The organism is Octadecabacter temperatus (assembly GCF_001187845.1).
Classification (GTDB): domain Bacteria; phylum Pseudomonadota; class Alphaproteobacteria; order Rhodobacterales; family Rhodobacteraceae; genus Octadecabacter; species Octadecabacter temperatus.
On record NZ_CP012160.1, the window covers coordinates 837,648 to 862,846 of the forward strand.

Below are 25,199 nucleotides of genomic sequence, written 5' to 3' on the forward strand. Positions count from 1 at the left end.
GTCGCGGTGGTTGAAGCCCGCGCGCACCACGGGTAAAGCGGGACAAAGATTTGAACGGAGAAATCCCATGTCCATCGACATCGAAACCGCCCGCCGCGTCGCTAAACTTGCACGGATTGCTGTGCCAGAAAACGAACTGCCAGAATTGGCCAATGAATTCAGCGCGATACTGGGTTTTATTGAACAGTTGAACGAAGTCGATGTCGACGGCATTGAGCCAATGACATCCGTGACCCCACAGCGCCTGAAGCGCCGCGATGACGTGGTTAACGATGGTGGCCAGCAAGAGGCCGTTCTGAAAAACGCACCCGATGCCCGCGAAGGGTTTTTCGCAGTTCCGAAGGTGGTTGAATAATGTCTGAACTTTCAAAACTCAAAATCTCCGAAGCGCGCGATGCCCTGAAGAAGGGTGAGGTGACGTCCGTTGAGCTGACGCAAGCCTGCTTGTCCGAGATCGAAAAAGCAGATGCGCTGGGCGCGTTTGTTCATAAAACGCCTGAGCTGGCGTTGGACATGGCGAAAGCTGCCGATGCGAACAAAGCTGGGGGCGATCTGAACGGAATCCCGCTTGGTATCAAAGACTTGTTCTGTACCAAAGGTGTGGCGTCACAAGCCGCATCCGGCATTCTTGAAGGTTTCAAACCTGAATATGAATCCACCGTGACGACCCAGTTGTTCGCTGACGGCGCAGTCATGCTCGGCAAGCTGAACATGGACGAATTCGCGATGGGGTCGTCCAACGAGACATCCGTTTACGGCAATGCTGTGAACCCTTGGAAGCGCGGCAATGACGACGCGCAACTTACACCGGGTGGTTCATCCGGTGGTTCCGCATCTGCGGTTGCGGCTGACCTTTGTCTTGGCGCAACGGGGACTGATACGGGTGGTTCCATCCGCCAACCTGCTGCCTTCACGGGCATTACAGGTATCAAACCAACCTACGGGCGCGTGTCTCGTTGGGGCGTTGTGGCGTTCGCGTCCTCGCTTGATCAAGCAGGCCCGATGACAAAAGACGTGCGCGATTCCGCGATCATGTTGAAGGCGATGTCCGGTCACGACCCGAAAGACAGCACATCCGCTGACCTTGCAGTGCCGGATTTTGAGGCTGCGCTGACCGGCGACATTCGCGGCAAGACCATTGGTATTCCGAAGGAATACCGCATGGACGGTATGCCCGAAGAAATCTCCAAGCTTTGGGATGATGGCACCACGATGCTGAAAGACGCAGGCGCTGTGATCAAAGACATTTCGCTGCCGCACACGCAATACGCGCTGCCAGCTTACTACGTGATTGCCCCAGCTGAGGCGTCATCCAACCTTGCGCGCTATGATGGCGTGCGCTTTGGCCACCGTGCCAAGCTTGAGGCTGGCGATGGCATCACCGAGATGTACGAAAAGACCCGCGCCGAAGGTTTTGGTAACGAAGTGAAACGCCGCGTGATGATCGGGACATATGTTTTGTCTGCTGGTTTCTACGACGCCTACTACAACCGCGCCCGTAAAGTGCGTGCGTTGATCAAGCGCGACTTTGAGAACGTGTTTGCAGACGGCGTTGATGCGATCCTGACACCTGCGACCCCGTCATCGGCCTTTGAATTAGGCGCAATGAAGGATGCGGACCCAGTACAGATGTATCTGAATGACGTCTTCACAGTCACAACCAACCTTGCCGGATTGCCAGGCATCGCGGTTCCTGCGGGCCTAGATAAAAACGGGTTGCCGCTTGGTCTGCAGCTGATTGGCCGTCCATGGGAAGAAGGCGATCTGCTGAATACTGCCTACGCATTGGAGCAATCCCTGCAATTTGTAGCAAAACCGAACCGTTGGTGGTAAACCGCGTCTAAACTCGACTTATGAAGGTGATGGGGCGTTACGCCCCTGTGACTAAACGTATGAAAAAGATAGCGATTATTGGCGTGAGCCTTTTGGGTTTGGCCGCATGTGGCCAGCCAGTTCCAGACAGCGGTGCAGGTGTTGGGTTCAACGATTACGCCCAGTATGAGCTTGAACGCGCCCAACGTGAGGCCGCATTGCAGGGCACAACAGCCCCGACATTGGCGCAAAATGGTGCAATTGTGCCACCTGCGCCGGCTGTTTCGACAACGGAACTGGCCGAGGCAGGCATTGTTCCGGTTGAAGCAGATGGAACAGTCGCTGAGACGCAAACGGCCCTCGCATCGAACCCAGATATTTCTGACGAGCAAGACTTTTCAGCGGTGTCCAGTCGCGAAAGCATCGAAAGTGATGCGGAACGCCGTGAACGGCAAGCCGCAGCCTATCAGTTGATCGAGGCCACAGCGCTTCCGGATCGTTCCGGAAGTACGGGCCCGAATATCATTCAATACGCGTTGCAAGCGCCCAATGATCGCGGCGAGCCTGTGTTTGATCGTTCAAGCATTTCTGGCGAAGGCCGCTTCCAGCGCAACTGCGCCAAGTACCGCACGCCAGATGACGCCCAGCGCGATTTCATCAGCCGTGGTGGTCCACAGCGCGACCGCCTTGGCATTGACCCAGATGGCGACGGTTTTGCCTGTGGATGGGATCCACAAGCGTTCCGCGCATTTGCCGCTGGCAACTAACGTTGAGCCTTTCACCAAACTTTGGTGAGCGGCGCGATGGGGCGACCCCAGATATTATCGTTTTGCACTACACCGCGATGCCAGATTGGTGCGCGGCACGCGATTGGTTGTGCAACCCCGAAGCTGAGGTATCCGCGCATTATATCATTTCCGAACAAGGGGATGTGGTGCAAATGGTGGCTGAAGATCAACGCGCATGGCACGCAGGTGCGGGGTCTTGGGGGGATATAACAGACGTCAATTCGCGATCTATCGGGATTGAGCTGAACAACACCGGAAGCGCGCCATTTGCGGCTCCGTTGATGGGCGCATTGGAACGGTTGTTGCCCGAAATCATGGACCGTTGGGCGATCCAACCTGAACGGGTGATCGCGCATTCCGACCTCGCGCCGGGGCGCAAGATTGACCCAGGCGCAAAGTTTGATTGGTCGCGTTTGGTGCGGGCTGGCCTCGCAATCTCAGCGTCCCCGAAAGCGGCGATTGATTTGAACGAGAACGTCTTTGCACGCGATCTGGCGGCTGTGGGTTACGGGACAGGGGCAGATATGGATGTGCTGCTGTCTGCCTTCCGTCTGCGTCACAGACAGGGCCATAGCGGGCCGCTAGACGGCTGGGATTGTGCCATCGCTGCTGATCTGGCGGCAAGGTTCCCTATTGCCAAGCACGGCCTCACTTCCTAGGACATTCCCACGCGGAGGATTGGATGGCCGAGGCAAGGGTTCGCCCCTGTCTAGGAAAGTCCGGACTCCATCAAGGCATGATGCTGGGTAACGCCCAGGCAGGGCAACCTGACGGACAGCGCCACAGAGAACAGACCGCCTTCTATAAGAAGGTAAGGGTGAAACGGTGGAGTAAGAGCCCACCGCGGCGATGGCAACATCGCTGGCATGGCAAGCCCCATCAGGAGCAATGCCAAATAGGGGCCGCGTGTGGGTAACCACAGGATCGTCTTGATCCGAGCAGGTCCGGGTTGGCAGCTAGAAGGTGTTTGGTAACAAACGCCTTAGATGAATGGTCATCGAACCGCTTCGGCGGGGAACAAAATCCGGCTTATAGATCCTCCGCGTATTTCTGGCCGCAGGGCCAGAAATACGGGTGGGCAAAGCATGTTTGCTCGCAAACGTGCAGCCCACTCAGAACTTAAGGCTCGCTGATTGCAGCAGGTTGACCACCCCTTGTGCTGTAACACCCACTCCCGCAAACTCCCGCAAACTCCCGCAAACTCCCGCAAACTCCCGCCAACACAGGAGCCCACCATGACCTACACACCCGCTGCCGACCGATATTCCCGTATGACCTATCACCGTTGCGGTAACTCCGGCCTCAAACTCCCTGCGGTGTCGTTTGGGCTTTGGCATAACTTCGGCGGAGAAACCCCGCATGATACAAAGCGCGAGATGTGCCAGACAGCCTTTGATCATGGCATCACCCATTTTGATCTGGCCAATAACTACGGCCCCCCAGCGGGCAGCGCTGAGGAAGCATTCGGGGACATTCTAAAAACGGATTTCGCAGGCTACCGCGATGAGCTGATCATTTCTTCCAAGGCTGGCTATCACATGTGGGATGGTCCTTACGGCGAATGGGGCAGCCGTAAGTACCTGATTTCTTCCTGCGATCAGTCGTTGAAACGGATGGGGCTGGATTACGTCGATATCTTTTATTCTCACCGTTTTGACCCCGACACACCGCTTGAGGAAACGATGGGCGCGTTGGATCACATTGTGCGCTCGGGTCGCGCGCTTTATGTCGGTATTTCGTCCTATAATTCGGATCGTACGCGCGAGGCCGCAGCGATCCTCAAAGACCTCGGAACGCCCTGCATTATCCACCAGCCCAGCTACAACATGCTGAACCGCTGGGTGGAACGGGACGGGCTGAAAGACACGCTTAAGGACCTTGGCGTTGGCTCAATCGCGTTCACGCCACTCGCGCAGGGCTTGCTGACGAAGAAGTACTTCGGCGGCATCCCAGAAGGCAGTCGCGCCACAAAAGACGCCTCACTGAACAAAGATCTGATCACGGATGAGATGATCGCGGCGCTACAGGGCCTCAACGCGATCGCTGAGAACCGGAATCAGACCCTCGCCCAAATGGCGATCGCTTGGGTGCTACGGGATGAGGGCATCACGACAGCCCTGATCGGTGCATCAAAGGCCAGCCAAATCGTTGATTGTGCGGGGGCGGTAAAGAACCTTGAATTCACCGCCGAAGAGCTTGCAGAAATTGATAAATTCGCCGCAGACAAGGGCCTGAACCTCTGGGCCAATTCATCAGAAGGCGTTTAAGCGGTGATTGGTGTTGACTCGGGCGCTCAAGCGCTTAGAAGGCGGGTTCAAATGAATTCACGCGCCGAACAATAGGCGCGAAGCCGGAGAAAACACATGGCGAAGCCAACCACGATCAAAATCCGCCTGAACTCCTCAGCAGGCACCGGCCACTTCTACGTGGCAAAGAAAAACGCACGCACAATGACTGAAAAGATGGTCGTCAATAAGTATGACCCAGTTGTTCGCAAGCACGTTGAATACAAAGAAGGCAAGATCAAGTAAGATCGCCTGACTTAGATGATTAGAAACGGGTCGCCTTCGGGCGGCCCGTTTTCGTTTGTGGTTTGGTTCTTAAAGGGCAAGCGGGGCAGGGCGGTTCCAAATCAACAACGTGCTTGGCGTCGCGCAGACAAGTGTGCGTCCCGTCCAAGAAAAACCAAAGGCGCGGATTTCTTCACCACTGCGATCAAGCACATGAAACGTCGCATCCTTGTTGTACGTCGCCCACTTGGCCTCAAGGAAATGCACTGAGGCACCGGCAGGATGCAACACGCAGTGGTGCCCAAGGCGCTCAACGCTCCACCCATCGTCGGTCACGCTTCGTAGGCCGCCCCCGTAAAGCCCCGCCATATCAAACCGCTCATCCGCGGGGTGATCAAGACGCGTCCCCTTTAGGGCAGATGCGTCCAGCCCGTCGTCCTCGCGATTGCGATACAGGATGTCGCCAGTTGCACCGTTAATCACACTTTGCCCGTTCGCAGAGGTCACCAGCATGGTGTCACTTGCGCGATCAAATCCAACCGCGCTTAACCCGCCAACACTACGAACCGCCACCTGCGTCCATGGGCCTACATTTACAGCCAGACCAGCGGCACCCAGCGCCAATGAGACTGGGTCACGGGGGCCAGTTCCACCTAAAAACGACTGCATAAGTTTCAATGGATCAGCCCTTTGTCCCAAACCGAAGGGCGCAGCTGATGCCCTTCACTGGGGCCTACGTTAGCAAGGCAGGTGTGCTTGAGGGAATGACGCTGAACTTCCAAGCCCTTAAACAGCGGTAACTCGCCATTCACTAAAGCCCGCTTTCCCTTGCTTTTGTTTCAAAAATATCCCGGGAGGTCTGGAGGGCTGGCCCTCCAGTCGGTCGGATTGGCGCAGCCAATTCGAATCCACATGAAGCACAACAAAAAAGGGCCGCCCGAAGGCGACCCTAAATCTTTCAACTGATCCGGTGCTTATTCGCGGCCGGACAGCAGGAACAAGATAGAGCGGAACATCGCGATGAACGAGATGTAGAGGCTCAGCGCGCCAACGATGGCAGCTTTCTCAAGGTACATTTCCGCTTCTGGGCCGCCATATGTGCGGGCCTGCAGATACTCGTTCTTGATGCTTTGCGTGTAGTAGGCTGTGAGGCCTGCAAAGATCACGAGGGCTGCGATGTTGATGAAGAACGTCATGCCGCTAAAGCTGAACCCGAAGATCCAAGACGCCAGTGACAAAGCAATCAAGCCCCATGCGCCCATGATCAGGAATGAACCGATCGGACCAAGGTCTTTCTTTGTGGTGTAACCCACAAGGGACAAGCCAAGGAAGGCCACGGACGTGATGCCGAGTGCGACAAAGATTTCGCCCAAATTGAACATCTGGAAAATCACCGACAAGGATGCGCCAGTCAGGGCTGCGTAGGCCCAAAAGATACCGTTCAACGCGCCAACCGACAGGCGGGCGAAGCTGAAGTTCAACACCAGCACGAGGGCCAGTGGACCAAACATGATCGCGTAAAGCAGCGGTGTGTTTGTAAAGATGGTTTCAAGCGCGACAGGGCTTGTGCCGATTGCGTAGGCAAGAACTGCCGTAACAACCATTGCCATGGACATCAGCCCATAGACTTTGTTCATGTGGGCGCGAAGGCCCTCGTCGATTTCCGCGGTGTGCGCGCTTGTTGCGGCGCCCATTCCGGGGGTTCTGTAGTCAGCCATGAGATCCCTCCAAGGTGATCATTTCTTTCATTCGGGCCCCAGAAACGGACCATATGGCCGCCGGAACTCCCTTGGAGATGATATTGGCATGCTTCCCCTGTAATTCAAGGTAAACTGCGGGTTTGTGGGCATATTATCGCATAAATTTGCCCACAAATCCTTTTCAGCGGCAGCGTGTTGGTAAATCCCATGCAGGGCGTGCGGCCTCGATAGCGGCAGCATGGCTGCTAATACCGATGTCTTTCAGGCGGGTTTCACTAAGGGCTGCAAGCTCGCGGCGTTCTTTCCAGACGGTCAGGAAGGTGAACAAAGATGGCACGCGCGCCTTGCGGGCTGGTGTGCATGTTGCGGCTGTTGTGCGGCTCAGGGAGAGTGTCATGTCATTTCCTTTCGTGATGCGTTTGGTTCGTTGTATTTGATGTGTTGATGTATCGGGCATTTTGATACATAAGGGAAATGAATGATTGAAATGTGAAGCATCAGGAATTGTGATATGGCAAGAAATCTGGACCTTACCGCACTGCGCTCTTTCGTAACCGTTGCGGATGCTGGCGGTGTCACGAAGGCGGCCGGCGTTTTGAACCTGACCCAATCGGCGGTTTCGATGCAGCTGAAGCGGCTGGAAGAAAGTCTTGATCTTTCGCTGCTTGATCGCTCTGCGCGGCAAATCTCTGTCACCGCAGAAGGGGAGCAGTTGCTGAGTTATGCCCGCCGGATGCTGTCCCTAAACGACGAAGCACTGCAGCGCATGACGGCGGATGAATATGAGGGCGAAATTACCCTTGGCGTGCCGCATGATATTATTGATCCCTATATCCCACATGTTCTGCGTCGTTTTGCGGCTGATTTCCCGCGCATGAAAATTCACCTCGTGTCTGAGCCGACCAAAGCCCTGCGTACGATGTTTGGACGCGGCGAGTGTGACGCGATCATCACCACAGAGGCCGAGCCTGGCCCTGGCGGTGAATCACTTGTGACATTGCCACTGGTTTGGGTCGGTGCGGTTGGCGGTACGGCGTGGAAGCAGCGTCCGTTGCCTGTTGCCTTTTGCAGCAACTGTATCTTCCGGTCTGGCGTCTTAAAGCGGATGGATGATGCAAGTTTCGGTTGGGAAATGGTCGTAGAGTCGCAAACTGATACGGCTATTGAGGCCGTGGTGAGCGCGGATCTCGCTGTGCATGCTGTCATCAAGGGCGTTTATGCCCGCCAGACCGTGCCAGTCCCGTCAGAGGCAAACTTACCGGATCCCGGAAAGTCGCAGATCGTTTTATATATGCAGTCCAAGGAAGATCCGGTTCAGGCCGCATTGCACGACATGATCCGCGAATCCTATATGTCTGAATGGGCAAGCACAGCCGCCAAATTGCGCAGCGTCTAAGGCGTTACGACAACTTTTCCGGTGCTCTTGCGGCTGCGCAGTAGTTCAAGTGCATCGGCGGCTTGCTCGAGTGGCAGAGTATGGCTGACATGGGGCTTTAAGCGACCTTGTACGTACCAGTCCATCAATTCGCCCATGCTGTCGGTCAGTGAAGTTGGGTCGAATTTCAAATACCCACCCCAATAAAAGCCGATGACGGTGATGTTTTTAACCAACAGGTGGTTGGCTGGAATTTGCGGAACATCGCCGCTGGCAAACCCGATCGTGATCATACGACCTTCGCGGTTGGTCGCGCGCATTGCGGCTTTAAAAGCATCGCCGCCGACTGGATCATAGACAACATCTGCACCGCCTAAGGCGCGGACCTCTGCTGTGATGTCTGCGCTTGCGTCAATCACATGATCTGCGCCCGCGGCCTTCGCCACGGCCATTTTCTCAGCGCCGCGAGCGACGCCAATCACGGTGGCCCCCATCGCCTTGCCGATTTCCACCGCCGTAAGGCCAACGCCACCTGCTGCGCCCATCACCAAAAGCGTTTCACCGGCCTGCAGTTTGGCGCGCCGCGTCAACGCGAGGTGGGACGTTCCGTAAGCCACCTGAAAGCCAGCTGCATCCGGCGATGACATCTCAGCTGGTACTTCGCGACACAAGTTCGCAGGGAAAACACCCTGTTCAGCCAGCCCGCCCTGGCCACCAAAAACGGCAACGCGCGTGCCTATTTCGGGTGTGCTGACGCCGTTACCCAAAGCAAGCACCGTTCCGCAAACTTCCATCCCCAACGTGAAGGGCGGCGACGGTGTGTCTTGGTACGTGCCTTTGGCCATAAGCAGATCGGCGAAGTTTAGCCCACAGGCTTCGATGTTGAGCAGCACTTCGCCTTCTGCGGGCACGGGCGCATTTACTGCGCAATGTGTCGGCGGCGTATCGTAAGTTTGGACTTGGAAGGCTTTCATGGGGAACTTTCGAGAATAAAAACCGTTTCAGACACAGGCCGATAACGGCATTTTGGGAAAGGTATCGGGTGAGCGTTTAGGGCGAGAAAAACAGTAAGCCTGTCCTTTCCGACAGGGTAACACGGCCCGAACCTGTCCAAAAGGACAGGATAGGGGATGCAACCCTTGCGTGTTTAAGCGCGATACGTGTGTAAAGGCTTCAAGGCAGAAGAATCTGCACAATTTTGAATAGTCTGCGGCCCAGCGCATCCTGCTGGGCCCAGCCAAGACACAGGACGAACGCTATGAAGCACGCAGTTGACGTACATGTTGGTAAACGTATCCGCCACCGCCGTTGGGTGAGCGGCACAACACAGCAGCAGCTTGCTGATCAAGTTGGAATCAAGTTCCAGCAGATCCAAAAATACGAGACTGGGATGAACCGCGTCAGCGCATCCCGCCTTTGGGATATTGCCGCTGCATTGAGCGTTGACGTTGCGTTTTTCTTTGAGGGGCTAGATGGTAATTTGATCCCTACAGACATGGGCGGCATGCCAAGCGATATTCTGTCCGACAAAGAAGCCTTGGACCTTCTGCGGTCCTACTACGCGATCCCTGAGAACCAACGTCGTCGCCTGTTTGATCTGGCGCGCGTACTAAGCGAAGCTGCTTAAGCTGCGCAACGGCCCTTGACCTTTGACTGTCCCCAACGCTACCGCGTTGGGGAACAGACGACAAAAGGCCGGCCATGACCCTTTCTAAAGTTACCCTGACCGAAAAAGAGACGACAGCGCTGCGCGAGTGCGCACATGTCATGGCGGATGCTGCACGCGCTGCGATCCTGCCGCTGTTCCGCTCAGGGCTTGCCTCAGACAATAAAGATGCTGGCGGATTTGACCCTGTTACAGAAGCGGACCGCGCTGCAGAACTTGCGATGCGGGAGGTGCTCGCGGATATGCGTCCGCTGGACGGCATCTTGGGTGAGGAATTTGGCGAGCAAGACGGCACGAGCGGGTTGCAGTGGGTCCTAGACCCGATTGACGGCACGCGCGGTTTTATTTCCGGAACGCCCACATGGGGCGTGTTGGTATCAGTACGTGATAAGACCGGCCCGATATATGGCATGATTGACCAGCCTTATATTGGCGAGCGGTTTGAAGGTGGATTTGGACATGCCGCGATGAGCGGGCCTTTGGGTGCACGGGCGTTGGGTACCAAGACAACAAACAATTTGGCCGAGGCGACAATCTTAACGACGTTTCCCGAAGTTGGTGTGAAGGCAGACGCCGTTGGATTTCAAGCGGTTGCTGCACGCTGCAAGCTAACCCGTTACGGAATGGATTGTTATGGCTATGCGCTGTTGGCCGCGGGGCAGGTTGATCTCGTGGTTGAAGCGGGTTTGAGTGCTTATGACATTCAAGCGCCTATCGCAGTGATCGAAGCGGCGGGTGGAATTGTAACTGATTGGCGCGGAGGCCCAGCCCATGAAGGCGGGCGTGCACTGGCGGCTGCCAATGTTGAAATTCATGCTCAGGCTTTGGCGATATTGGCTAAGCACTGATCGAATTTGCTGTGCAAATCCGACGCAGAGGGGGCTAGCCCCCATCGCTACGCGATTCCCCCAAGATATTTGTGAGACAAAGACAGGCTTGAAGAAAAAGCGCGGATTGCTAAGGTCTATGCGTCGCGTCCTTACCCGTTCTGGCGGCGAATTTTTGACCGAACGGGGTCGAGAGGAGGGCATATGCCTGATGTTTTGATTAAGGGCGCAGCGGCGGTTCTTACAATGGATGATGCGCGACGTGAATTGGCGGGGTCTGATGTGTTGCTGCGCGACGGTGTGATTGCCGGTGTTGGCGTTGAGCTGGGTGCTGAGGGCGCCGAGGTCATTCATGCGGCGGGATGTGTTGTGACGCCCGGGCTGGTGAACACACATCATCATTTGTATCAAACACTGACACGCGCGGTACCCGGTGGTCAGGACGCGCTGCTGTTTGGGTGGTTGCAAACGCTTTATCCAATTTGGGCTAAGTTTGGACCGGAAGAGATGTTTATCTCGGCGCAGATTGGGTTGGCTGAGTTGGCGCTGAGCGGCTGTACGATGACCTCCGACCATTTGTACCTTTATCCAAACGGTTCGCGCTTGGATGACACGATTGCAGCCGCTGGCGAGGTCGGTTTGCGATTCCACCCTACACGTGGCGCGATGAGCATTGGCGAAAGTGACGGGGGCTTGCCGCCCGACAGTTTGGTGGAACGTGAGGCGGATATTCTAGAGGATTGCATCCGCGTGATTGATGCGTTCCACGACGCAAGCGAGGGCGCGATGGTGCGTGTCGGCGTGGCCCCCTGTTCGCCGTTTTCCGTGAGCCGAGACTTGATGCGGGACGCGGCGCTTTTGGCTCGTGATAAAGGCGTGATGTTGCACACGCATCTGGCAGAGAACGACGAAGACATCGCCTATTCGTTAGAAAAGTTCGGCTGCCGACCGGGGCAATATGCGGAAGATTTGGGATGGACAGGGCCGGATGTTTGGCACGCGCATTGTGTGAAGCTCGACGGGCAAGAGATTGATTTGTTTGCGAGATCAAAGACTGGGGTTGCCCATTGTCCGTGTTCAAACTGCCGACTTGGGTCTGGGATCGCGCCGGTGCGGGCGATGCGGGATGCGGGGGTTAAGGTTGGGCTTGGTGTCGATGGATCTGCGTCAAATGATATGGGATCGCTGATTGGCGAAGCACGTCAAACGATGTTGTTGCAACGGGTGGCAAATGGCGCTGATGCGATGTCTGCGCGGGAGGCGTTGGAGATCGCGACGCGCGGTAGCGCGGAGGTTTTGGGGCGTGATGATTGCGGTCAAATTGCCGTGGGTAAGCGGGCGGACATTGCCATTTGGGATGTATCTGGAGTGCACAGTGCTGGGTCATGGGATCCTGCTGCGATTTTGCTGGCGGGCCCTGTGACTGTTAAACATTTGTTAGTTGAGGGACGGCAAATTGTTGCCGATGGGCATGTCGTCAGTTTTGATTTGGAGCGTGCTATTGTGAAGCAAAACCGGCTTGTGCAAGGTTTACAGGCATAAAACGGAGGATTTAGAGATGAGAAACCTAGCTTTATTGGCGGTACTAGCTTTGGCCGCATGCCAGCCGGCACCAACTCCGTCAACGCAAACCCCAATTGTTGCCCAGGCTCCAGGTCCGGTCAGCGGTATCGCGGCATTGATTAATCAGCAGCGCGCCGCAAATGGCCGTGGCCCAATCACGGAAAACGCGCGGCTGTCACGTGCAGCGCGCGACCACGCGCAAGACATGGTTACGAATAACTACTTCTCCCATCAGGGGCTCAACGGTTCTAACCTAAGCTCACGCGCCCGTGCCGCTGGTTACAATTGCGTTGCCGCTGAGAATATCGCATGGGGTCAACGCTCAGAAGCGGAAGTCATGAACGAATGGATGAATTCGGCAGGGCACCGTCGCAATATCTTGCTGAGTGATGCCAGGGAGTTTGGCATTGGTCGGGTCAACAATCACTGGGTGATGCTTCTTGGGCGGGGGTGCTAAACGGCACGACCCGCAACGTAAACTTTTGAAATAGCCCGATCATCGCCCATCATGATGGTCGGGAACAACGCCTCCCAAAGCGTATCTGCGCGGTTTGATCGCTGCGCAATTTCCGGTGTGGAGGTGAGATCTATCACCGCTATATCCGCCATTGCACCAAAATTAAGAGAGCCGAGTTCGCCCGACATATGCAACGCGGACGCGGAACCTTCAGTTGCTAGCCACATCAATTGGGCAGGGTGCAACGCTATGCCGCGCAGTTGCGATATTTCGTAGGCGGCAGCCATCGTGCGCAACATCGAAAACGATGAACCACCGCCAGTGTCAGTTGCCAGCCCCGTGCGGATGCCGCGTGCTTTCATGCCAGCCATGTCAAACAGGCCGGACCCGATGAAGGTATTCGAGGTTGGGCAATGAACAACGGCGGCGTTGACCTCAGCCAAACGATCAATCTCGCGCGGTTCCAAGTGGATCGCATGGCCGTAAAGGCCGCGTTCACCGAGGAGTCCATATTTCTCATAGGTATCAAGATAATCGCGGGCTTCAGGGTACAGCCCGCGAACCCATTCGATCTCATCAAGTTGCTCTGAGAGATGTGTTTGCATCAACACCTCGGGGTGTTCTGCCCAAAGTGCGCCGAGGGCCTCTAGCTGTTCAGGTGTCGAGGTCGGTGAAAAACGCGGCGTGATCGCATAGGAAATTCGATCCTTGCCATGCCAGTTTTCCAAAAGAATTTTACTATCGTCATAGGCTGACTTCGCATCGTCACGTAGGCCGTCGGGGGCATTTCGATCCATGCATGTTTTTCCACCGACCACGGCCATCCCACGGGTGCGCGCCGCATTAAAGAACGCATCAACGCTTTGCGGATGAATCGTGCAAAAGCTGGTCAGCGTCGTCGTCCCATTCGCCAAGGCCAAGTCCAGCGTGCGCCCGGCAATGTCATCCGCATATGCGCGATCTGCAAAACGCATCTCTTCGGGGAAGGTGTATGTGTTGAGCCAGTCAATCAGGCGTTTCCCCCAAGACGCGATCATAGCTGTCTGTGGGTAGTGCATGTGTGCATCGACAAAACCGGCTGTTATCAAGTGGTTGCCGTGGTCTGTAACTGCTGCCTGCGGGTTTTTACGGCGCAGATCATCGGCCTCGCCGACGGCGGCAATTCGCCCGTTGCGCACTAGAACTCCGCCGCGCGTGCTGATGTTTACAACCGCGTCCACGTCACCCTGAAATGGGTCACCTGAAAAGCGCAAAGTTTGGCCAAGAAGAAGTTGATCTGTCATGTTTATTTGTTAGTCCCCAGATCGTCGCAGGTAAATCGCGAAAACACCGATCACCGCTTGAGAGTGGTCCGCATATAGATATGCTGCACCGCAATGGAGGGTGATTATGGCTGATACCGTCGACATGATTGAAGAAGACGAAGGCTTGCCCAAGAACCTTGTCGCAACCGTTACTGATGCTGTTGAACTCGGTGACGCGGCAGTCGTTGACGCCCTTCTTGACCCGCTTCACCCAGCCGATATCGCCGACCTCTATGAGCAAATCGACCAACGTGACCGTGCTGCATTGTTGCAGCTTTGGAAGGGCGGGATGGATGGGGATATCCTGTCTGAGCTTGGCGATGACCTGCGCGAAGAGGTCATCAACGCGCTTGAACCAACTGAGTTGGCGGAGGCCGTGCGCGACCTTGAATCCGATGATGTTGTCGACCTTGTTGAAGACCTCGACGAAGAACAGCAGTGGCAGGTTCTGGCCGCGCTTGAGGCTGGGGACCGTGTCGCCGTTGAAAAGGCGCTGGCCTATCCCGAGGAATCCGCCGGTCGCCTTATGCAGGTCGAAGTCGTGCGTTCGCCGTCCCATTGGACGGTTGGCGAAGCGATTGATTACCTGCGTGCGTCCGACGATTTGCCGGAACATTTTTATCACGTCGTTCTTGTTGATCCACGTATGAAACCCGTAGGTTATGTAGCGTTGGGGCGTTTACTTGGCACGCCGCGCGCGATCCATCTCACTGAATTGGTAGAGGCAAGCTTTCGTACGTTTCGTGTCGATCAGGACGAAGAAGATGTCGCCTATGCCTTCAATCAATACCACCTGATTTCGGCACCTGTTGTTGACGAAGATGACAGGCTGGTCGGCGTAATTACTATTGATGACGCGATGGTGGTACTGGACGAGGAACACGACGAAGATATTCTGCGACTTGCGGGTGTCGATGCTGAATCGAGCCTGACAGACAAAGTGATCGCGACCACCAAGCGCCGCTTCCCGTGGCTGGCGGTAAACTTGGTCACCGCGATTTTCGCCTCGCTTGTTATCGCTATGTTTGAAGAAACCATCGCGACACTTGTGGCGTTGGCTGTATTGATGCCCATTGTGGCATCCATGGGGGGGAATGCGGGTACGCAATCGCTGACGGTTGCTGTGCGTTCAATCGCGACCAAAGACCTTACTGGTGCCAACGTTTGGCGAGTGATCAGACGTGAAGTTCTCGTGGGCCTTGTGAACGGCGCGATATTTGCTGTTATTATGGGGCTCGTTGGCTGGATTTGGTTCGGCCAGCCCATGATCGGTGTGGTAATCGCACTGGCAATGGTCATCAACATGGTCGTCGCGGGCTTAGCGGGTACTGGAATCCCCGTTGTGCTTGAGAAAATGGGCGTTGATCCGGCCTTGGCATCCGGTGCATTTGTGACCACCGTTACGGATGTCGTCGGCTTCTTCTCCTTCCTAAGCCTCGCCGCAGTGATGCTCTTATGACCCTTCAGGAACGCAAAGACGCAGCCCGAAAATCCGCTTTTGCTGCGCGCAAAATAGCCCATCAAGCAGGCATGGGGCACGCTGGGCATCTGTCATCTGTGCTTGCAGGCTACCGCGGTGTGCCGCTTGCCGGTTACGCGCAGATGCGCACCGAAATAGACCCATCCGCTGCTATGGAAGAAGCCAGCGCACATGGCCCCGTTTGTTTGCCCGTGATTGAGGCTGCTGGAAGTCCTTTGAAATTTCGCGCTTGGTCACCTGAATGTGCGATGATCGAAGGCGCATTTGGCGCGCGCATCCCTGAAAGCGGTGACTGGGTTACGCCTGAAATCCTGATCGTCCCACTGGTTGCGTTTTCACGCAACGGTGGACGGCTTGGCTACGGCGGCGGCTTTTATGACCGCACCCTCGAGGGCTTGCGCGCGATCAAGCCGACGCTGGCCATCGGTTTCGCCTACGCCGCACAAGAACTCGACGATCTGCCGCTCGAACCGACGGACCAACCACTCGACCTGATTGTCACTGAACAAGGCATCATCGAGCCCTCTTAACCCTGTCTTTGTCTTAAAAATATCTAGGGGGAGTCCGCAGGACGGGGGTTAGCCCCCATTCCGCCCTTGCAACACCTGCCTGCGCTTGGAATACCCACCTCCATGAAAATACTCTTTCTTGGCGACGTCATGGGCCGCGCTGGCCGCACTGGAATTATCGAACGGCTTCCCAAGCTGCGCGAAGATTGGAAACTCGATTTTGTCGTGGTGAACGGCGAAAACGCGTCCAACGGGGCGGGTCTGACAGCGACCCATGCCAAAGCACTTCTCGACGCGGGTGCTGATGTGCTGACCCTTGGCGACCATGCCTTTGATCAAAAGGACATGATGCAATATTGCGAGGCCGAACCGCGCATCATCCGCCCGCTGAACTATTCCAAAGCCTCACCAGGTAAGGGGTTTCGCGTGTTTGAGGCCACCCGTGGGCGTAAAGTCCTTGTGGCTCAGGTTCTTGGGCAGGTCTTTATGAAGCGCGCATTTGACGACCCGTTTTCCGCCGTGGAAACGGTTCTGAAAACCCACCCGATGGGTGGCAATGTGCAGGCCAGCCTGATTGATGTGCACTGTGAAGCTACCTCTGAAAAGATGGCGATGGGCCATTACTGCGATGGGCGTGCGTCGATTGTCGTTGGCACGCACACACATGTGCCGACTTCGGACACGATGATTTTGCCCGGTGGCACGGCGTTCCAATCTGATGCTGGCATGTGCGGCGACTACAATTCCGTCATCGGCATGCAAAAAGAAGAACCGATGCGCCGTTTCATCACAGGCATGCCCAAATCGCGCTTTGAGCCCGCCAAGGGCGAGGCGACGTTGTCGGGCATCTATGTGGAAACCGATGACCGTACGGGTAAGGCCACGCGCGTTGAACCCGTGCGTCAGGGCGGACGGTTAAGCCAGCAAGGCCCCATGTGAGGCTTGCGCAGACCTGCACTCCACGCGAAACTAGATCAACACAATTGAAGGACGCGTAATGCTCGAGCTTTTCGAAATTTCGCAAACAGGACAGGCGGTGCTAACGCTCACCGTCGTCGCCATCATGTTCGTGCTGTTTTTGCGCGAAAGCTACCCGACCGAGGTGGTTGCCCTAACGGGTGTTTCACTGCTGCTCGCATCAGGTGTGTTGCCCTATGACGACGCGTTGGAAGTGCTGTCCAACCCAGCGCCGTGGACGATTGCCGCGATGTTCATCGTTATGGGCGCATTGGTGCGAACAGGGTCGCTGGATGCACTGACGGCGCTGGCCGAACGCAATGCCAAGACGCGACCTGCCTTGGCGCTGGGCGCATTGATGGCGTTTGTTGTGCTGGCCTCCGCAATTGTGTCCAACACGCCTGTCGTGGTCGTGATGATTCCGATCTTTGTTCAACTGGCGAAATCGATGGGGCTTTCGGCGTCTAAGCTGTTGATACCATTGTCGTACGGCGCGATTTTAGGGGGCACACTGACGTTGATTGGTACGTCCACCAACCTGCTTGTTGACGGTGTTGCACGTGCCGAAGGACTTGAGCCATTCACAATTTTCGAGGTCACTCCGCTGGGTGTTGTCCTCGTCATTTGGGGCATGATTTACCTTGGCGTTATTGCGCCAAAACTGCTGCCTGACCGTGATAGCATGGCGAACCTTCTGTCGGATCGCTCAAAGATGCGCTTCTTTACCGAAGCCGTTATCCCACCGGAATCCAACTTGATTGGCCGCGAGGTTACGGGTGTGCAGCTGTTCAAACGTGAAGGCGTGCGCTTGGTCGATGTTGTGCGCGGTGATACGTCATTGCGCCGCAATATGGCGGGTGTTGAATTGGCCGTTGGTGACCGTGTTGTACTACGCACCGCGATGACTGAACTGCTGTCTTTGCAAGCCACTAAAGAGCTGAAACGCGTTGACCAAGTGTCCGCAGTGGAATCCCAAACGGTTGAGGTTTTGATCACACCAGGCTGTAAAATGATCGGCAGAACGCTGGGCGCGATGCGTCTGCGCCGTCGTTTTGGTGTGTATGTTTTGGCTGTGCATCGGCGCAATCAGAACATTGGCCGTCAGTTGGATGATCTTGTAGTGCGGGTCGGGGATACGCTTCTGTTGGAAGGGTCAGCGGAAGACATTCAGCGCCTCGCGACTGAGATGGATATGGTTGACGTCTCGCAGCCATCCGCGCGCGCGTATCGACGTGCACAAGCCCCCATCGCTTTGCTTGCACTTGCTATGATCGTTGGGCTGGCGGCGTTTGGTGTCGCTCCGATTTTCCTGCTGAGCATTCTTGCCGTCGCAATCGTTCTGATCACCCGCTGTATTGATGCGGATGAAGCCTTTGGTTTTGTTGATGGGCGTTTGCTGACCCTCATCTTTTCGATGCTTGCGGTAGGGGCCGCATTACAAGCGTCGGGCGCGGTTGAGCTGATCGTCAAAGGTGTGGCACCGGGCCTCGCGGTGTTGCCGCCGTTCTTGATCATTTGGGCGATTTACTTACTGACGTCTGTGCTGACCGAAATGGTGAGCAACAACGCAGTTGCGGTGGTTGTCACGCCAATCGCCATCGGGCTGGCGCTAGAGCTTGGTTATGATCCGCGTCCCTTGGTTGTGGCCGTTATGGTCGCGGCATCCGCCAGCTTTGCCACTCCCATCGGCTATCAGACCAACACATTGGTCTATGGTCCTGGTGGGTACAAATTCAGCGACTTCCTGAAGGTCGGCGTGCCATTGAACCTAAGCATCGGCATCTTGGCCTCTGCGGTGATCCCGTACCTCTGGCCGCTCTAGAGAGGCCAGAACACGAGGATCGATGGGATCGAAACGGCAACCACAAGCAATTCGAGCGGTAGGCCCATACGCCAGTAATCGCCAAACGAATACCCGCCAGGACCAAGGATCAGCGTGTTGTTCTTATGACCAATTGGCGTGAGGTAGGCGCTGGATGCAGCAACTGCGACAGCCATCAGAAACGGGTCAGGGGACACATTCAGCGATTGCGCCATTTGGATCGCGATAGGGGCCGCGACGATTGTGGTGGCGGTGTTGTTCAGTACGTCAGACAGGGTCATGGTGACGATCATCAGAACTGTCAGGATCATCCACGGCGCGAGGCCACTGGTCAGCTGCACGAGCGAGCCTGAGATGAGCTCGGTGCCGCCAGACGTTTCTAAGGCTGCGCCCAAAGGGATCATCGAGCCAAGGAGCACGACAACGGGCCATTCAATATGGGTGTAAAGCTCGGAGATGGGAACAATCTTTGCGAGCACATAGGCCACCACAACAAGACCAAGGGCGATTGGTAGGTAAATCAAACCAAAGCTTGCCAAGGCGACGGCACCAGCGAACAGACCAATCGCGAGCCAGACCTTAGAGTTCGCAGTCACAGCCACGCCGCGATCTGCCAGCGGCAAGCAACCGAGCCATTCTGTTACGTCATTGGCGGCGTCTTGTGGGGCAAGCAGCAACAGGATGTCGCCAGCCTCAATCACGGTTTTACGCATCTGGGATTTGACGGACTTACCCTTGCGCGACAGGCCCATCAACACGGTGCGCTGACGCCATGCCAACCCAATCGCCTCAGCGGTTTTACCTGTGATGCGCGACGTCTCAGTCGCGACCACCTCGATCTTCACGAGGCCATCAGATGCCGCAAGAAGTTCTTCGCGTTTAGTGTCAGAGAAATCGAGGTTCAAAGCAGCGCGGAACTCATCCAAAGCCTCAGGCGCAGCTTCCATAACCAGCACGTCACTCGCTTGAAGTTTGGTGTTCTTTGCCGTGCCGTAACGGCGTTTGCCGTCGCGGATAAGGCCAAGGATTGCGACATCGTTTTTCTCAGCAATGTCATAGAGTTCGGAGACGCGCTTGCCGATGTGTTTGCTTTTTTCGGGCACAGTCAGCTCGGCGAGGTAGTCTGTATAACTGTCAAGTGTCGCGCCTGTGGCTTTGCCTTCGCGTGTCGGGATCAAACGCCACCCGATCAGGGCCACAAAAATCAATCCAGCAATCGCTGTGATGCCGCCGACAGGGGCGAAATCAAACATCTTGAACGGCTCGCCCAAGTTCTCTTCGCGGATGGAGGCGATGATGATGTTCGGGGGCGTACCGATAAGGGTGGCCATGCCACCAAGGATCGTCGCGAAGCTAAGCGGCATCAAAGACAGGCCCGGATCACGGCCAGCTTTGCGGGCGGTCTGAATGTCGACGGGCATCAGCAGCGCAAGGGCCGCAACGTTGTTCATGAAGGCAGACAACAACCCGCCAATCGCGCCCATAATCGCAATATGCGCGCCCAATTTACGCGATGCGTCTACCAGCGTGCGGGTAATAAGATAGACGGCGCCAGAGCGTACCAAGCCAGCAGACACCACAAGCACCAGCGCCACGATGATCGTCGCCGGATGGCCAAAGCCAGAAAAGGCGTCCTTGGTTGGCACCGCACCTAAGACCACGCCGACCATGAGGGCGGTGAAGGCCACAAGATCATAGCGAAAGCGCCCCCAAAGGAGCATGCCGAAAACTGCGGTGAAAAGCGAAAACAGGATAATTTGATCAGTTGTCATGGGATAGGTGTAGCGCGTCATGCGGGGGGCGAAAACAGCGTTCTTTGATGGAGCGGCTACGAACCGCCTGTCATGGGATTGCAGGCCAACGGGTGCGTGCCCTATAGAGAGCGCTGAAACACTAAACTAATTTACAGAATTTCTGATCGGGAGACGTCGCATGGCAGGCCACTCAAAATGGGCGAATATTCAGCACCGCAAAGGGCGCCAAGATAAAATTCGCGGCAAGTTGTTTTCCAAATTGTCCAAAGAGATCACGATTGCCGCCAAGATGGGCGACCCTGATGTCGACAACAATCCGCGTCTGCGTATGGCCGTAAAAGAGGCGAAAAGCCTGTCGATGCCAAAGGACAACATCGATCGCGCGATCAAGAAGGCGATCGGTGGCGACGCCGAGAACTACGACGAAATCCGCTATGAGGGCTACGGCCCGGGTGGTGTTGCTGTGATCGTTGAAGCGATGACCGACAACAAAAACCGCACAGCATCGACCGTGCGTTCCACGTTCTCTAAATCGGGCGGTAACTTGGGTGAAACCGGATCCGTTGGGTTCATGTTCGATCGCAAGGGTGAAGTCGTTTACCCTGTGTCCGTTGGCGATGCCGACACAGTGATGATGGCTGCGATTGAAGCTGGCGCGGAAGACGTGCAAAGCGACGATGAGAACCATGTGATTTTGTGTGCCGACACGGACTTGAATGATGTGTCTACTGCGCTTGAAGCTGATTTAGGCGAGTCTGAATCGACGAAGTTGATCTGGCAGCCAAACATCATGTCCGACCTTGACGTTGAAGGCGTTGAAAAGCTGATGCGTTTGGTTGATGCGCTTGAGGATGACGATGACATTCAGAAAGTCACAACCAACATGGATGCGACGGACGAGGTTATGCAGGCCTACGCAGAGCTGGAAGGCTGATCTGATTGGAGCCGTACATGCGGCTGCTGGAATGTTGGTTGGTTTGGTTAGCGTGAGCCAATCGAGGGATTCAGGAGTTCCTTGCTAGGATGTGCGCCTCCGGCGGAGATACTTACAAAACAAAAGCAAAGGCTAAGAGTTAAATGCTGACGGCATATTTGTACGGTTTTGGTGTTTCTTTTTCTTTGATCTTGGCGATTGGGGCGCAAAATGCGTTTTTGTTAAAGCAAGGTTTGCGGCGCGAGCATGTGCTGCCTTTGGTTTTAGTTTGTGCTTGTTCGGATGCTCTGCTGATCACTGTCGGGGTGTTCGGGGTAACGGCATTGACGGAAGTCGTACCTGCTTTTGCGCCTGTTATGCTCTGGCTCGGCGCTGCGTTTCTGTTCGTTTATGGTGCGTTCAGTTTTTGGCGCGCGTGGCGGGGAGGGGCGGCGCTGGACCCTGCGAGTGGTGCTGCGACGTCGCTCAAAGCGGCGGTGCTGTTTTGCCTCGCGATCACTTATTTAAACCCGCATGTGTATTTGGATACGGTGTTGCTTATAGGGGCGGCTGCGACACGCTTTGAGGGCGCGGAAGTTGCGTTCTGGGCTGGGGCGGTGACGTCATCCTTCGTGTTCTTTTTCAGTCTCGGGTATGGGGCGCGACTGTTGGCACCCGTGATGGCGAAGCCCGGTTCATGGCGTGTTCTTGAGGCGCTTATTGGTTGCGTGATGTGGGCCATCGCTTTGGGCTTGATCTTCAAGGGTTAGAGGCGTTTGGTGCGGGTATGGCTGCACAAGATCGCCCCCTTATTGGAATGTTCTGGATGGTCCTGACGGGCCTGAATTTCGTGGCTGTTACCGCCATTGTGAAACACGTCGGATCTGATGTGCCTGCTGCACAGGGCGCGTTTTTGCGGTACTTGCTGGGCCTCGTGTTCCTTATCCCGATGATACGGCCGATCATGGCGGCGCATCTAACGAAACGGCAGCTGAAACTGTTTGCTGGGCGCGGCGTGGTGCACACGATTGCTGTGATCCTTTGGTTCTATGCGATGGCCCGCATCCCGATCGCGGATGTTACGGCGATGAACTATCTGTCCCCCGTCTATGTGACTTTGGGTGCCGCGTTGTTGCTGAAAGAGGCATTGCCGCCGCGCCGCTTGGCGGCTGTTGTGATGGCGCTGCTGGGGGCGATAATTATTTTGCGACCCGGTTTTCGCGAGATTGATCCGGGCCATATTGCGATGCTTGGGACGGCGTTGATGTTTGCGGCGGGCTACCTGATTGCCAAGCAATTAAGTGGTGAAGTCAGCGCTGCGGTGGTTGTTGGCATGTTGTCGATAACGGTGACCATTGGTTTGGCACCCTTTGCCTGGGTGGTTTGGGTTCCTGTTAGTTGGGCGGACGTTGGTTGGCTGTTCCTTGTGGCGTGCTTTGCCACGGCGGGACATTATTCAATGACACTGGCGTTTGCGTCGGCACCGTTGACGGTCACCCAACCGGTCACGTTCTTGCAGCTGGTTTGGGCTGTATTGCTTGGGGCGTTGGTCTTTGGCGAACCGGTGGATGGTTGGGTCGTGTTTGGCGGCGCGGTTATCATGGCATCGATTAGCTTTATCACATGGCGTGAAGCCGTAGCGAAGCGACGTATTACCCCTACGGCACACCAGACCAAAGGTTAGTTTCGTTCGCTGACCCCCTCGACTCTTGGCCCAACAGACCCAATATAACGGGCATGTCATTACCACCGGGATTTCTTGATGAGCTTCGCACGCGGCTGTCCATTGGGCAGGTCGTTGGGCGTAAGGTCATGTGGGATCAGCGTAAGTCCAACCAAGGTAAGGGCGATTTGTGGGCGCCGTGCCCGTTTCATCAGGAAAAGTCAGCGTCGTTCCATGTGGATGACCGCAAAGGGTATTACTACTGCTTTGGGTGCCACGCGAAGGGCGACGCGATTTCGTTTGTGCGTGAAACCGAGAATGTTGGGTTCATGGAGGCCGTAGAAATCTTGGCGGGTGAAGCTGGGATGACGATGCCCAAGCGTGATCCGCAGGCGCAGGCGAAATCGGATCGCCGCACGCTTTTGGCTGAGGTCATGGAACAAGCGGTGCAGTATTACCGACTACAGCTGAAAACTGGCGCGGGCGCTGAGGCGCGTGACTATCTAGCCGGGCGTGGGTTAAACGACGCCGCGTTGGAACGTTGGGAAATCGGTTTGGCACCGCAAGGCTGGCAAAACTTGTGGGACCATCTGACGAGTAAAGGCGTGGCTGAGGATTTGATCCTTGGGGCGGGGCTGGGCAAGCCAAGCAACCAAGGCAAGAAGCCCTACGACACGTTCCGCCATCGCATTATGTTCCCGATCCGCGATGCGCGCGGGCGCTGCATTGCGTTTGGTGGTCGTGCGATTGATCCAAATGATAACGCTAAGTATTTGAATTCCCCCGAGACTGAGCTGTTCGATAAAGGCCGTAGCCTGTTTAACTACGCCCCCGCGCGTGAGGCGGCGGGCAAGGGGCAGCCGTTGCTCGTGGCCGAAGGGTATATGGATGTCATCGCGCTGAGCGAGGCGGGTTTTGGGGCTGCGGTGGCGCCACTGGGAACCGCCGTGACCGAAACGCAGCTACAAATGATGTGGCGGATTGCGCCGGAACCGGTGATTACGCTGGACGGCGACACCGCAGGCCAACGCGCTGCGATGCGGGTGATTGATCTGGCGCTGCCATTGCTTGAGGCTGGGCAATCGGTGCGTTTTGCGATGATGCCTGAGGGCCAAGATCCTGATGATCTGCTGAAATCGGCGGGTGCTGGTGCCATGCGTGAAAAGGTCGAGGGCGCATTGCCGATGGTACAGCTGCTTTGGCAGCGCGAGATTGAAGGTAAGGTTTTTGACAGCCCCGAACGCAAGGCCGCGTTGGATAAGGCGCTGCGCGAAAAGATCAAACTGATCAAAGACCCAAGCATTCGCAGCCACTATGGTCAGGCGATCAAGGACATGCGTTGGGAGCTGTTTAGCAACAATCGCAAACCATCCGGTGGCGGACAGCAACGCAGTACATGGACGCCAAAGGGTGCAAAGTTGCCCGCCCAGATGAGTACGAAAGCATCGCTTCTTGGGGGCGGATCTTCGTCAGAAGACCACTTGCGTGAGGCGGTAATCCTTGCGGTGTTGATCCGCAACCCAAAGATATTGAACGATTTTTACGGTGCGTTAGAGCGGATGCTGTGTTCCGGTCCCGACATTGCCATGCTGCGGGATGCACTGTTGAAGGTCGAACCTGAAGACAATGTTGAAGCATTGCTCAACAACGATTTAGGTGATGCGCCCCTTGCAAAACTATTCGCGCAAGCCCACGTGGCCATTACGCCCGCTGTGCGCCGACCCGACAACGGGGAACTCGCACGGATGTGCCTTGCAGAAGAACTCGCAAAACTTACGTCCCGTCGTGGCCACGCGCATGAGGTTCAAGACGCAATCGATGAAATGAACTCAGATGTTGCCGATGAACGCCTGACGGCGCGCTTGGCACAATCGATCGCGGCGATGAACAACGCAGGCCGACAAGACGGGGACGACAGCGCCCAATACGACACCTCCGACAACGGAGCGCGAATCAATAAAGACGAAAGAAGCGCATTTGATGCACTTTTAGACAAGATCGACTTTGCCAAAGGCAGCAAAGGCAACTAAGTGCCTTTGCAACAACGTTAAAATTAAGCCATTCGAGGCATTGCGAATCAGCCGCAGGGTTGGTTGATT

Annotated in this window: 25 protein-coding genes and 1 other RNA gene; 20 read left to right on the forward strand and 6 right to left on the reverse strand. The window is 55.9% G+C overall.

Annotation, left to right across the window (positions count from 1 at the left end; translation table 11 throughout):
- Positions 1-67: 67 nt before the first annotated feature.
- The 7 genes from gatC (at position 68) to rpmG (ending at position 5,131) form a co-directional block, all read left to right on the forward strand.
- A complete protein-coding gene (gene gatC / locus OSB_RS04370) occupies positions 68-355 on the forward strand; it encodes an Asp-tRNA(Asn)/Glu-tRNA(Gln) amidotransferase subunit GatC (RefSeq protein WP_049833837.1) in 288 nt (95 codons plus the stop codon).
- Positions 355-1,833, forward strand: a complete 1,479-nt coding sequence (gene gatA, locus OSB_RS04375) for an Asp-tRNA(Asn)/Glu-tRNA(Gln) amidotransferase subunit GatA (protein ID WP_049833838.1) — start codon at positions 355-357, stop codon at positions 1,831-1,833. The genes gatC and gatA overlap by 1 nt, the downstream gene beginning before the upstream one ends.
- A gap of 59 nt (positions 1,834-1,892) precedes the next feature.
- On the forward strand, positions 1,893-2,579 hold the full coding sequence (locus OSB_RS04380) for a hypothetical protein (RefSeq protein WP_049833839.1): 687 nt from the start codon (positions 1,893-1,895) through the stop codon (positions 2,577-2,579).
- A gap of 2 nt (positions 2,580-2,581) precedes the next feature.
- Positions 2,582-3,259, forward strand: a complete 678-nt coding sequence (locus tag OSB_RS04385) for an N-acetylmuramoyl-L-alanine amidase (RefSeq protein ID WP_049833840.1) — start codon at positions 2,582-2,584, stop codon at positions 3,257-3,259.
- An 11-nt stretch (positions 3,260-3,270) separates the two neighbouring features.
- Positions 3,271-3,648, forward strand: an RNA gene (rnpB, locus tag OSB_RS16255) — RNase P RNA component class A.
- A 187-nt stretch (positions 3,649-3,835) separates the two neighbouring features.
- The gene (mgrA, locus tag OSB_RS04390; RefSeq protein WP_049833841.1) at positions 3,836-4,867 is read left to right on the forward strand and encodes an L-glyceraldehyde 3-phosphate reductase; all 1,032 of its coding nucleotides are present in this window, start codon (positions 3,836-3,838) and stop codon (positions 4,865-4,867) included.
- 96 nt (positions 4,868-4,963) lie between these two features.
- Entirely contained in the window at positions 4,964-5,131 is a 168-nt protein-coding gene (gene rpmG / locus OSB_RS04395; protein WP_049833842.1) for a 50S ribosomal protein L33, read from the forward strand.
- Positions 5,132-5,200: 69 nt separating this feature from the next.
- On the opposite strand, the gene OSB_RS04400 is transcribed toward rpmG, so the two are convergent.
- The 3 genes from OSB_RS04400 to OSB_RS04410 all read right to left on the reverse strand — a co-directional run bounded on the left by OSB_RS04400 (position 5,201) and on the right by OSB_RS04410 (position 7,207).
- The gene (locus tag OSB_RS04400) at positions 5,201-5,788 is read right to left on the reverse strand and encodes a hypothetical protein (protein ID WP_049833843.1); all 588 of its coding nucleotides are present in this window, start codon (positions 5,786-5,788) and stop codon (positions 5,201-5,203) included.
- Between the two features lie 296 nt (positions 5,789-6,084).
- The gene (locus OSB_RS04405) at positions 6,085-6,828 is read right to left on the reverse strand and encodes a Bax inhibitor-1/YccA family protein (RefSeq protein ID WP_074202188.1); all 744 of its coding nucleotides are present in this window, start codon (positions 6,826-6,828) and stop codon (positions 6,085-6,087) included.
- A 163-nt stretch (positions 6,829-6,991) separates the two neighbouring features.
- Complete coding sequence (locus OSB_RS04410) at positions 6,992-7,207, reverse strand: YjiS-like domain-containing protein (protein WP_049833845.1); 216 nt, start codon at positions 7,205-7,207, stop codon at positions 6,992-6,994.
- Positions 7,208-7,321: 114 nt separating this feature from the next.
- Between OSB_RS04410 and OSB_RS04415 the strand changes: the two genes are divergently transcribed.
- A complete protein-coding gene (locus tag OSB_RS04415; RefSeq protein ID WP_049833846.1) occupies positions 7,322-8,206 on the forward strand; it encodes a LysR family transcriptional regulator in 885 nt (294 codons plus the stop codon).
- Here the strand turns inward: OSB_RS04415 and OSB_RS04420 are convergent.
- Entirely contained in the window at positions 8,203-9,159 is a 957-nt protein-coding gene (locus tag OSB_RS04420; protein WP_049833847.1) for an NADPH:quinone oxidoreductase family protein, read from the reverse strand. The genes OSB_RS04415 and OSB_RS04420 overlap by 4 nt on opposite strands.
- A gap of 284 nt (positions 9,160-9,443) precedes the next feature.
- Between OSB_RS04420 and OSB_RS04425 the strand changes: the two genes are divergently transcribed.
- From OSB_RS04425 to OSB_RS04440, 4 genes are all read left to right on the forward strand, one after another.
- A complete protein-coding gene (locus tag OSB_RS04425; protein WP_049833848.1) occupies positions 9,444-9,812 on the forward strand; it encodes a helix-turn-helix domain-containing protein in 369 nt (122 codons plus the stop codon).
- A gap of 74 nt (positions 9,813-9,886) precedes the next feature.
- Complete coding sequence (locus tag OSB_RS04430; RefSeq protein ID WP_049833849.1) at positions 9,887-10,699, forward strand: inositol monophosphatase family protein; 813 nt, start codon at positions 9,887-9,889, stop codon at positions 10,697-10,699.
- Positions 10,700-10,882: 183 nt separating this feature from the next.
- Positions 10,883-12,220 carry an 8-oxoguanine deaminase gene (locus tag OSB_RS04435; protein ID WP_049833850.1) on the forward strand — a complete coding sequence of 446 codons (1,338 nt, stop codon included), beginning with the start codon at positions 10,883-10,885 and terminating at the stop codon, positions 12,218-12,220.
- A gap of 16 nt (positions 12,221-12,236) precedes the next feature.
- The gene (locus tag OSB_RS04440; protein WP_049833851.1) at positions 12,237-12,698 is read left to right on the forward strand and encodes a CAP domain-containing protein; all 462 of its coding nucleotides are present in this window, start codon (positions 12,237-12,239) and stop codon (positions 12,696-12,698) included.
- Here the strand turns inward: OSB_RS04440 and guaD are convergent.
- Positions 12,695-13,981, reverse strand: a complete 1,287-nt coding sequence (gene guaD, locus OSB_RS04445; RefSeq protein ID WP_049833852.1) for a guanine deaminase — start codon at positions 13,979-13,981, stop codon at positions 12,695-12,697. The two genes, OSB_RS04440 and guaD, sit on opposite strands and share 4 nt — an antisense overlap.
- A 106-nt stretch (positions 13,982-14,087) precedes the next feature.
- On the opposite strand from guaD, the gene mgtE reads away from it, so the two are divergent.
- The 4 genes from mgtE (at position 14,088) to OSB_RS04465 (ending at position 18,770) form a co-directional block, all read left to right on the forward strand.
- Complete coding sequence (gene mgtE, locus OSB_RS04450) at positions 14,088-15,461, forward strand: magnesium transporter (protein WP_049833853.1); 1,374 nt, start codon at positions 14,088-14,090, stop codon at positions 15,459-15,461.
- On the forward strand, positions 15,458-16,012 hold the full coding sequence (locus OSB_RS04455; protein WP_049833854.1) for a 5-formyltetrahydrofolate cyclo-ligase: 555 nt from the start codon (positions 15,458-15,460) through the stop codon (positions 16,010-16,012). Before mgtE ends, OSB_RS04455 begins: the two co-directional genes overlap by 4 nt.
- Positions 16,013-16,114: 102 nt before the next feature.
- Positions 16,115-16,930: a TIGR00282 family metallophosphoesterase gene (locus tag OSB_RS04460; protein ID WP_049833855.1), complete on the forward strand. Its 816-nt coding sequence runs from the start codon at positions 16,115-16,117 to the stop codon at positions 16,928-16,930.
- A 58-nt stretch (positions 16,931-16,988) separates the two neighbouring features.
- Positions 16,989-18,770: an SLC13 family permease gene (locus tag OSB_RS04465; RefSeq protein ID WP_049833856.1), complete on the forward strand. Its 1,782-nt coding sequence runs from the start codon at positions 16,989-16,991 to the stop codon at positions 18,768-18,770.
- Here the strand turns inward: OSB_RS04465 and OSB_RS04470 are convergent.
- Positions 18,767-20,542, reverse strand: a complete 1,776-nt coding sequence (locus tag OSB_RS04470; protein WP_049836043.1) for an SLC13 family permease — start codon at positions 20,540-20,542, stop codon at positions 18,767-18,769. The two genes, OSB_RS04465 and OSB_RS04470, sit on opposite strands and share 4 nt — an antisense overlap.
- A gap of 160 nt (positions 20,543-20,702) precedes the next feature.
- On the opposite strand from OSB_RS04470, the gene OSB_RS04475 reads away from it, so the two are divergent.
- The 4 genes from OSB_RS04475 (at position 20,703) to dnaG (ending at position 25,130) form a co-directional block, all read left to right on the forward strand.
- Complete coding sequence (locus tag OSB_RS04475) at positions 20,703-21,458, forward strand: YebC/PmpR family DNA-binding transcriptional regulator (protein ID WP_049833857.1); 756 nt, start codon at positions 20,703-20,705, stop codon at positions 21,456-21,458.
- A gap of 143 nt (positions 21,459-21,601) precedes the next feature.
- Positions 21,602-22,207, forward strand: coding sequence for a LysE/ArgO family amino acid transporter (locus OSB_RS04480; RefSeq protein WP_200802522.1), 606 nt, complete (start codon positions 21,602-21,604; stop codon positions 22,205-22,207).
- A 17-nt stretch (positions 22,208-22,224) separates the two neighbouring features.
- On the forward strand, positions 22,225-23,121 hold the full coding sequence (locus tag OSB_RS04485) for a DMT family transporter (protein WP_049836045.1): 897 nt from the start codon (positions 22,225-22,227) through the stop codon (positions 23,119-23,121).
- 53 nt (positions 23,122-23,174) lie between these two features.
- Positions 23,175-25,130: a DNA primase gene (gene dnaG, locus OSB_RS04490; protein WP_049833858.1), complete on the forward strand. Its 1,956-nt coding sequence runs from the start codon at positions 23,175-23,177 to the stop codon at positions 25,128-25,130.
- The last annotated feature ends 69 nt before the right edge of the window (positions 25,131-25,199 follow it).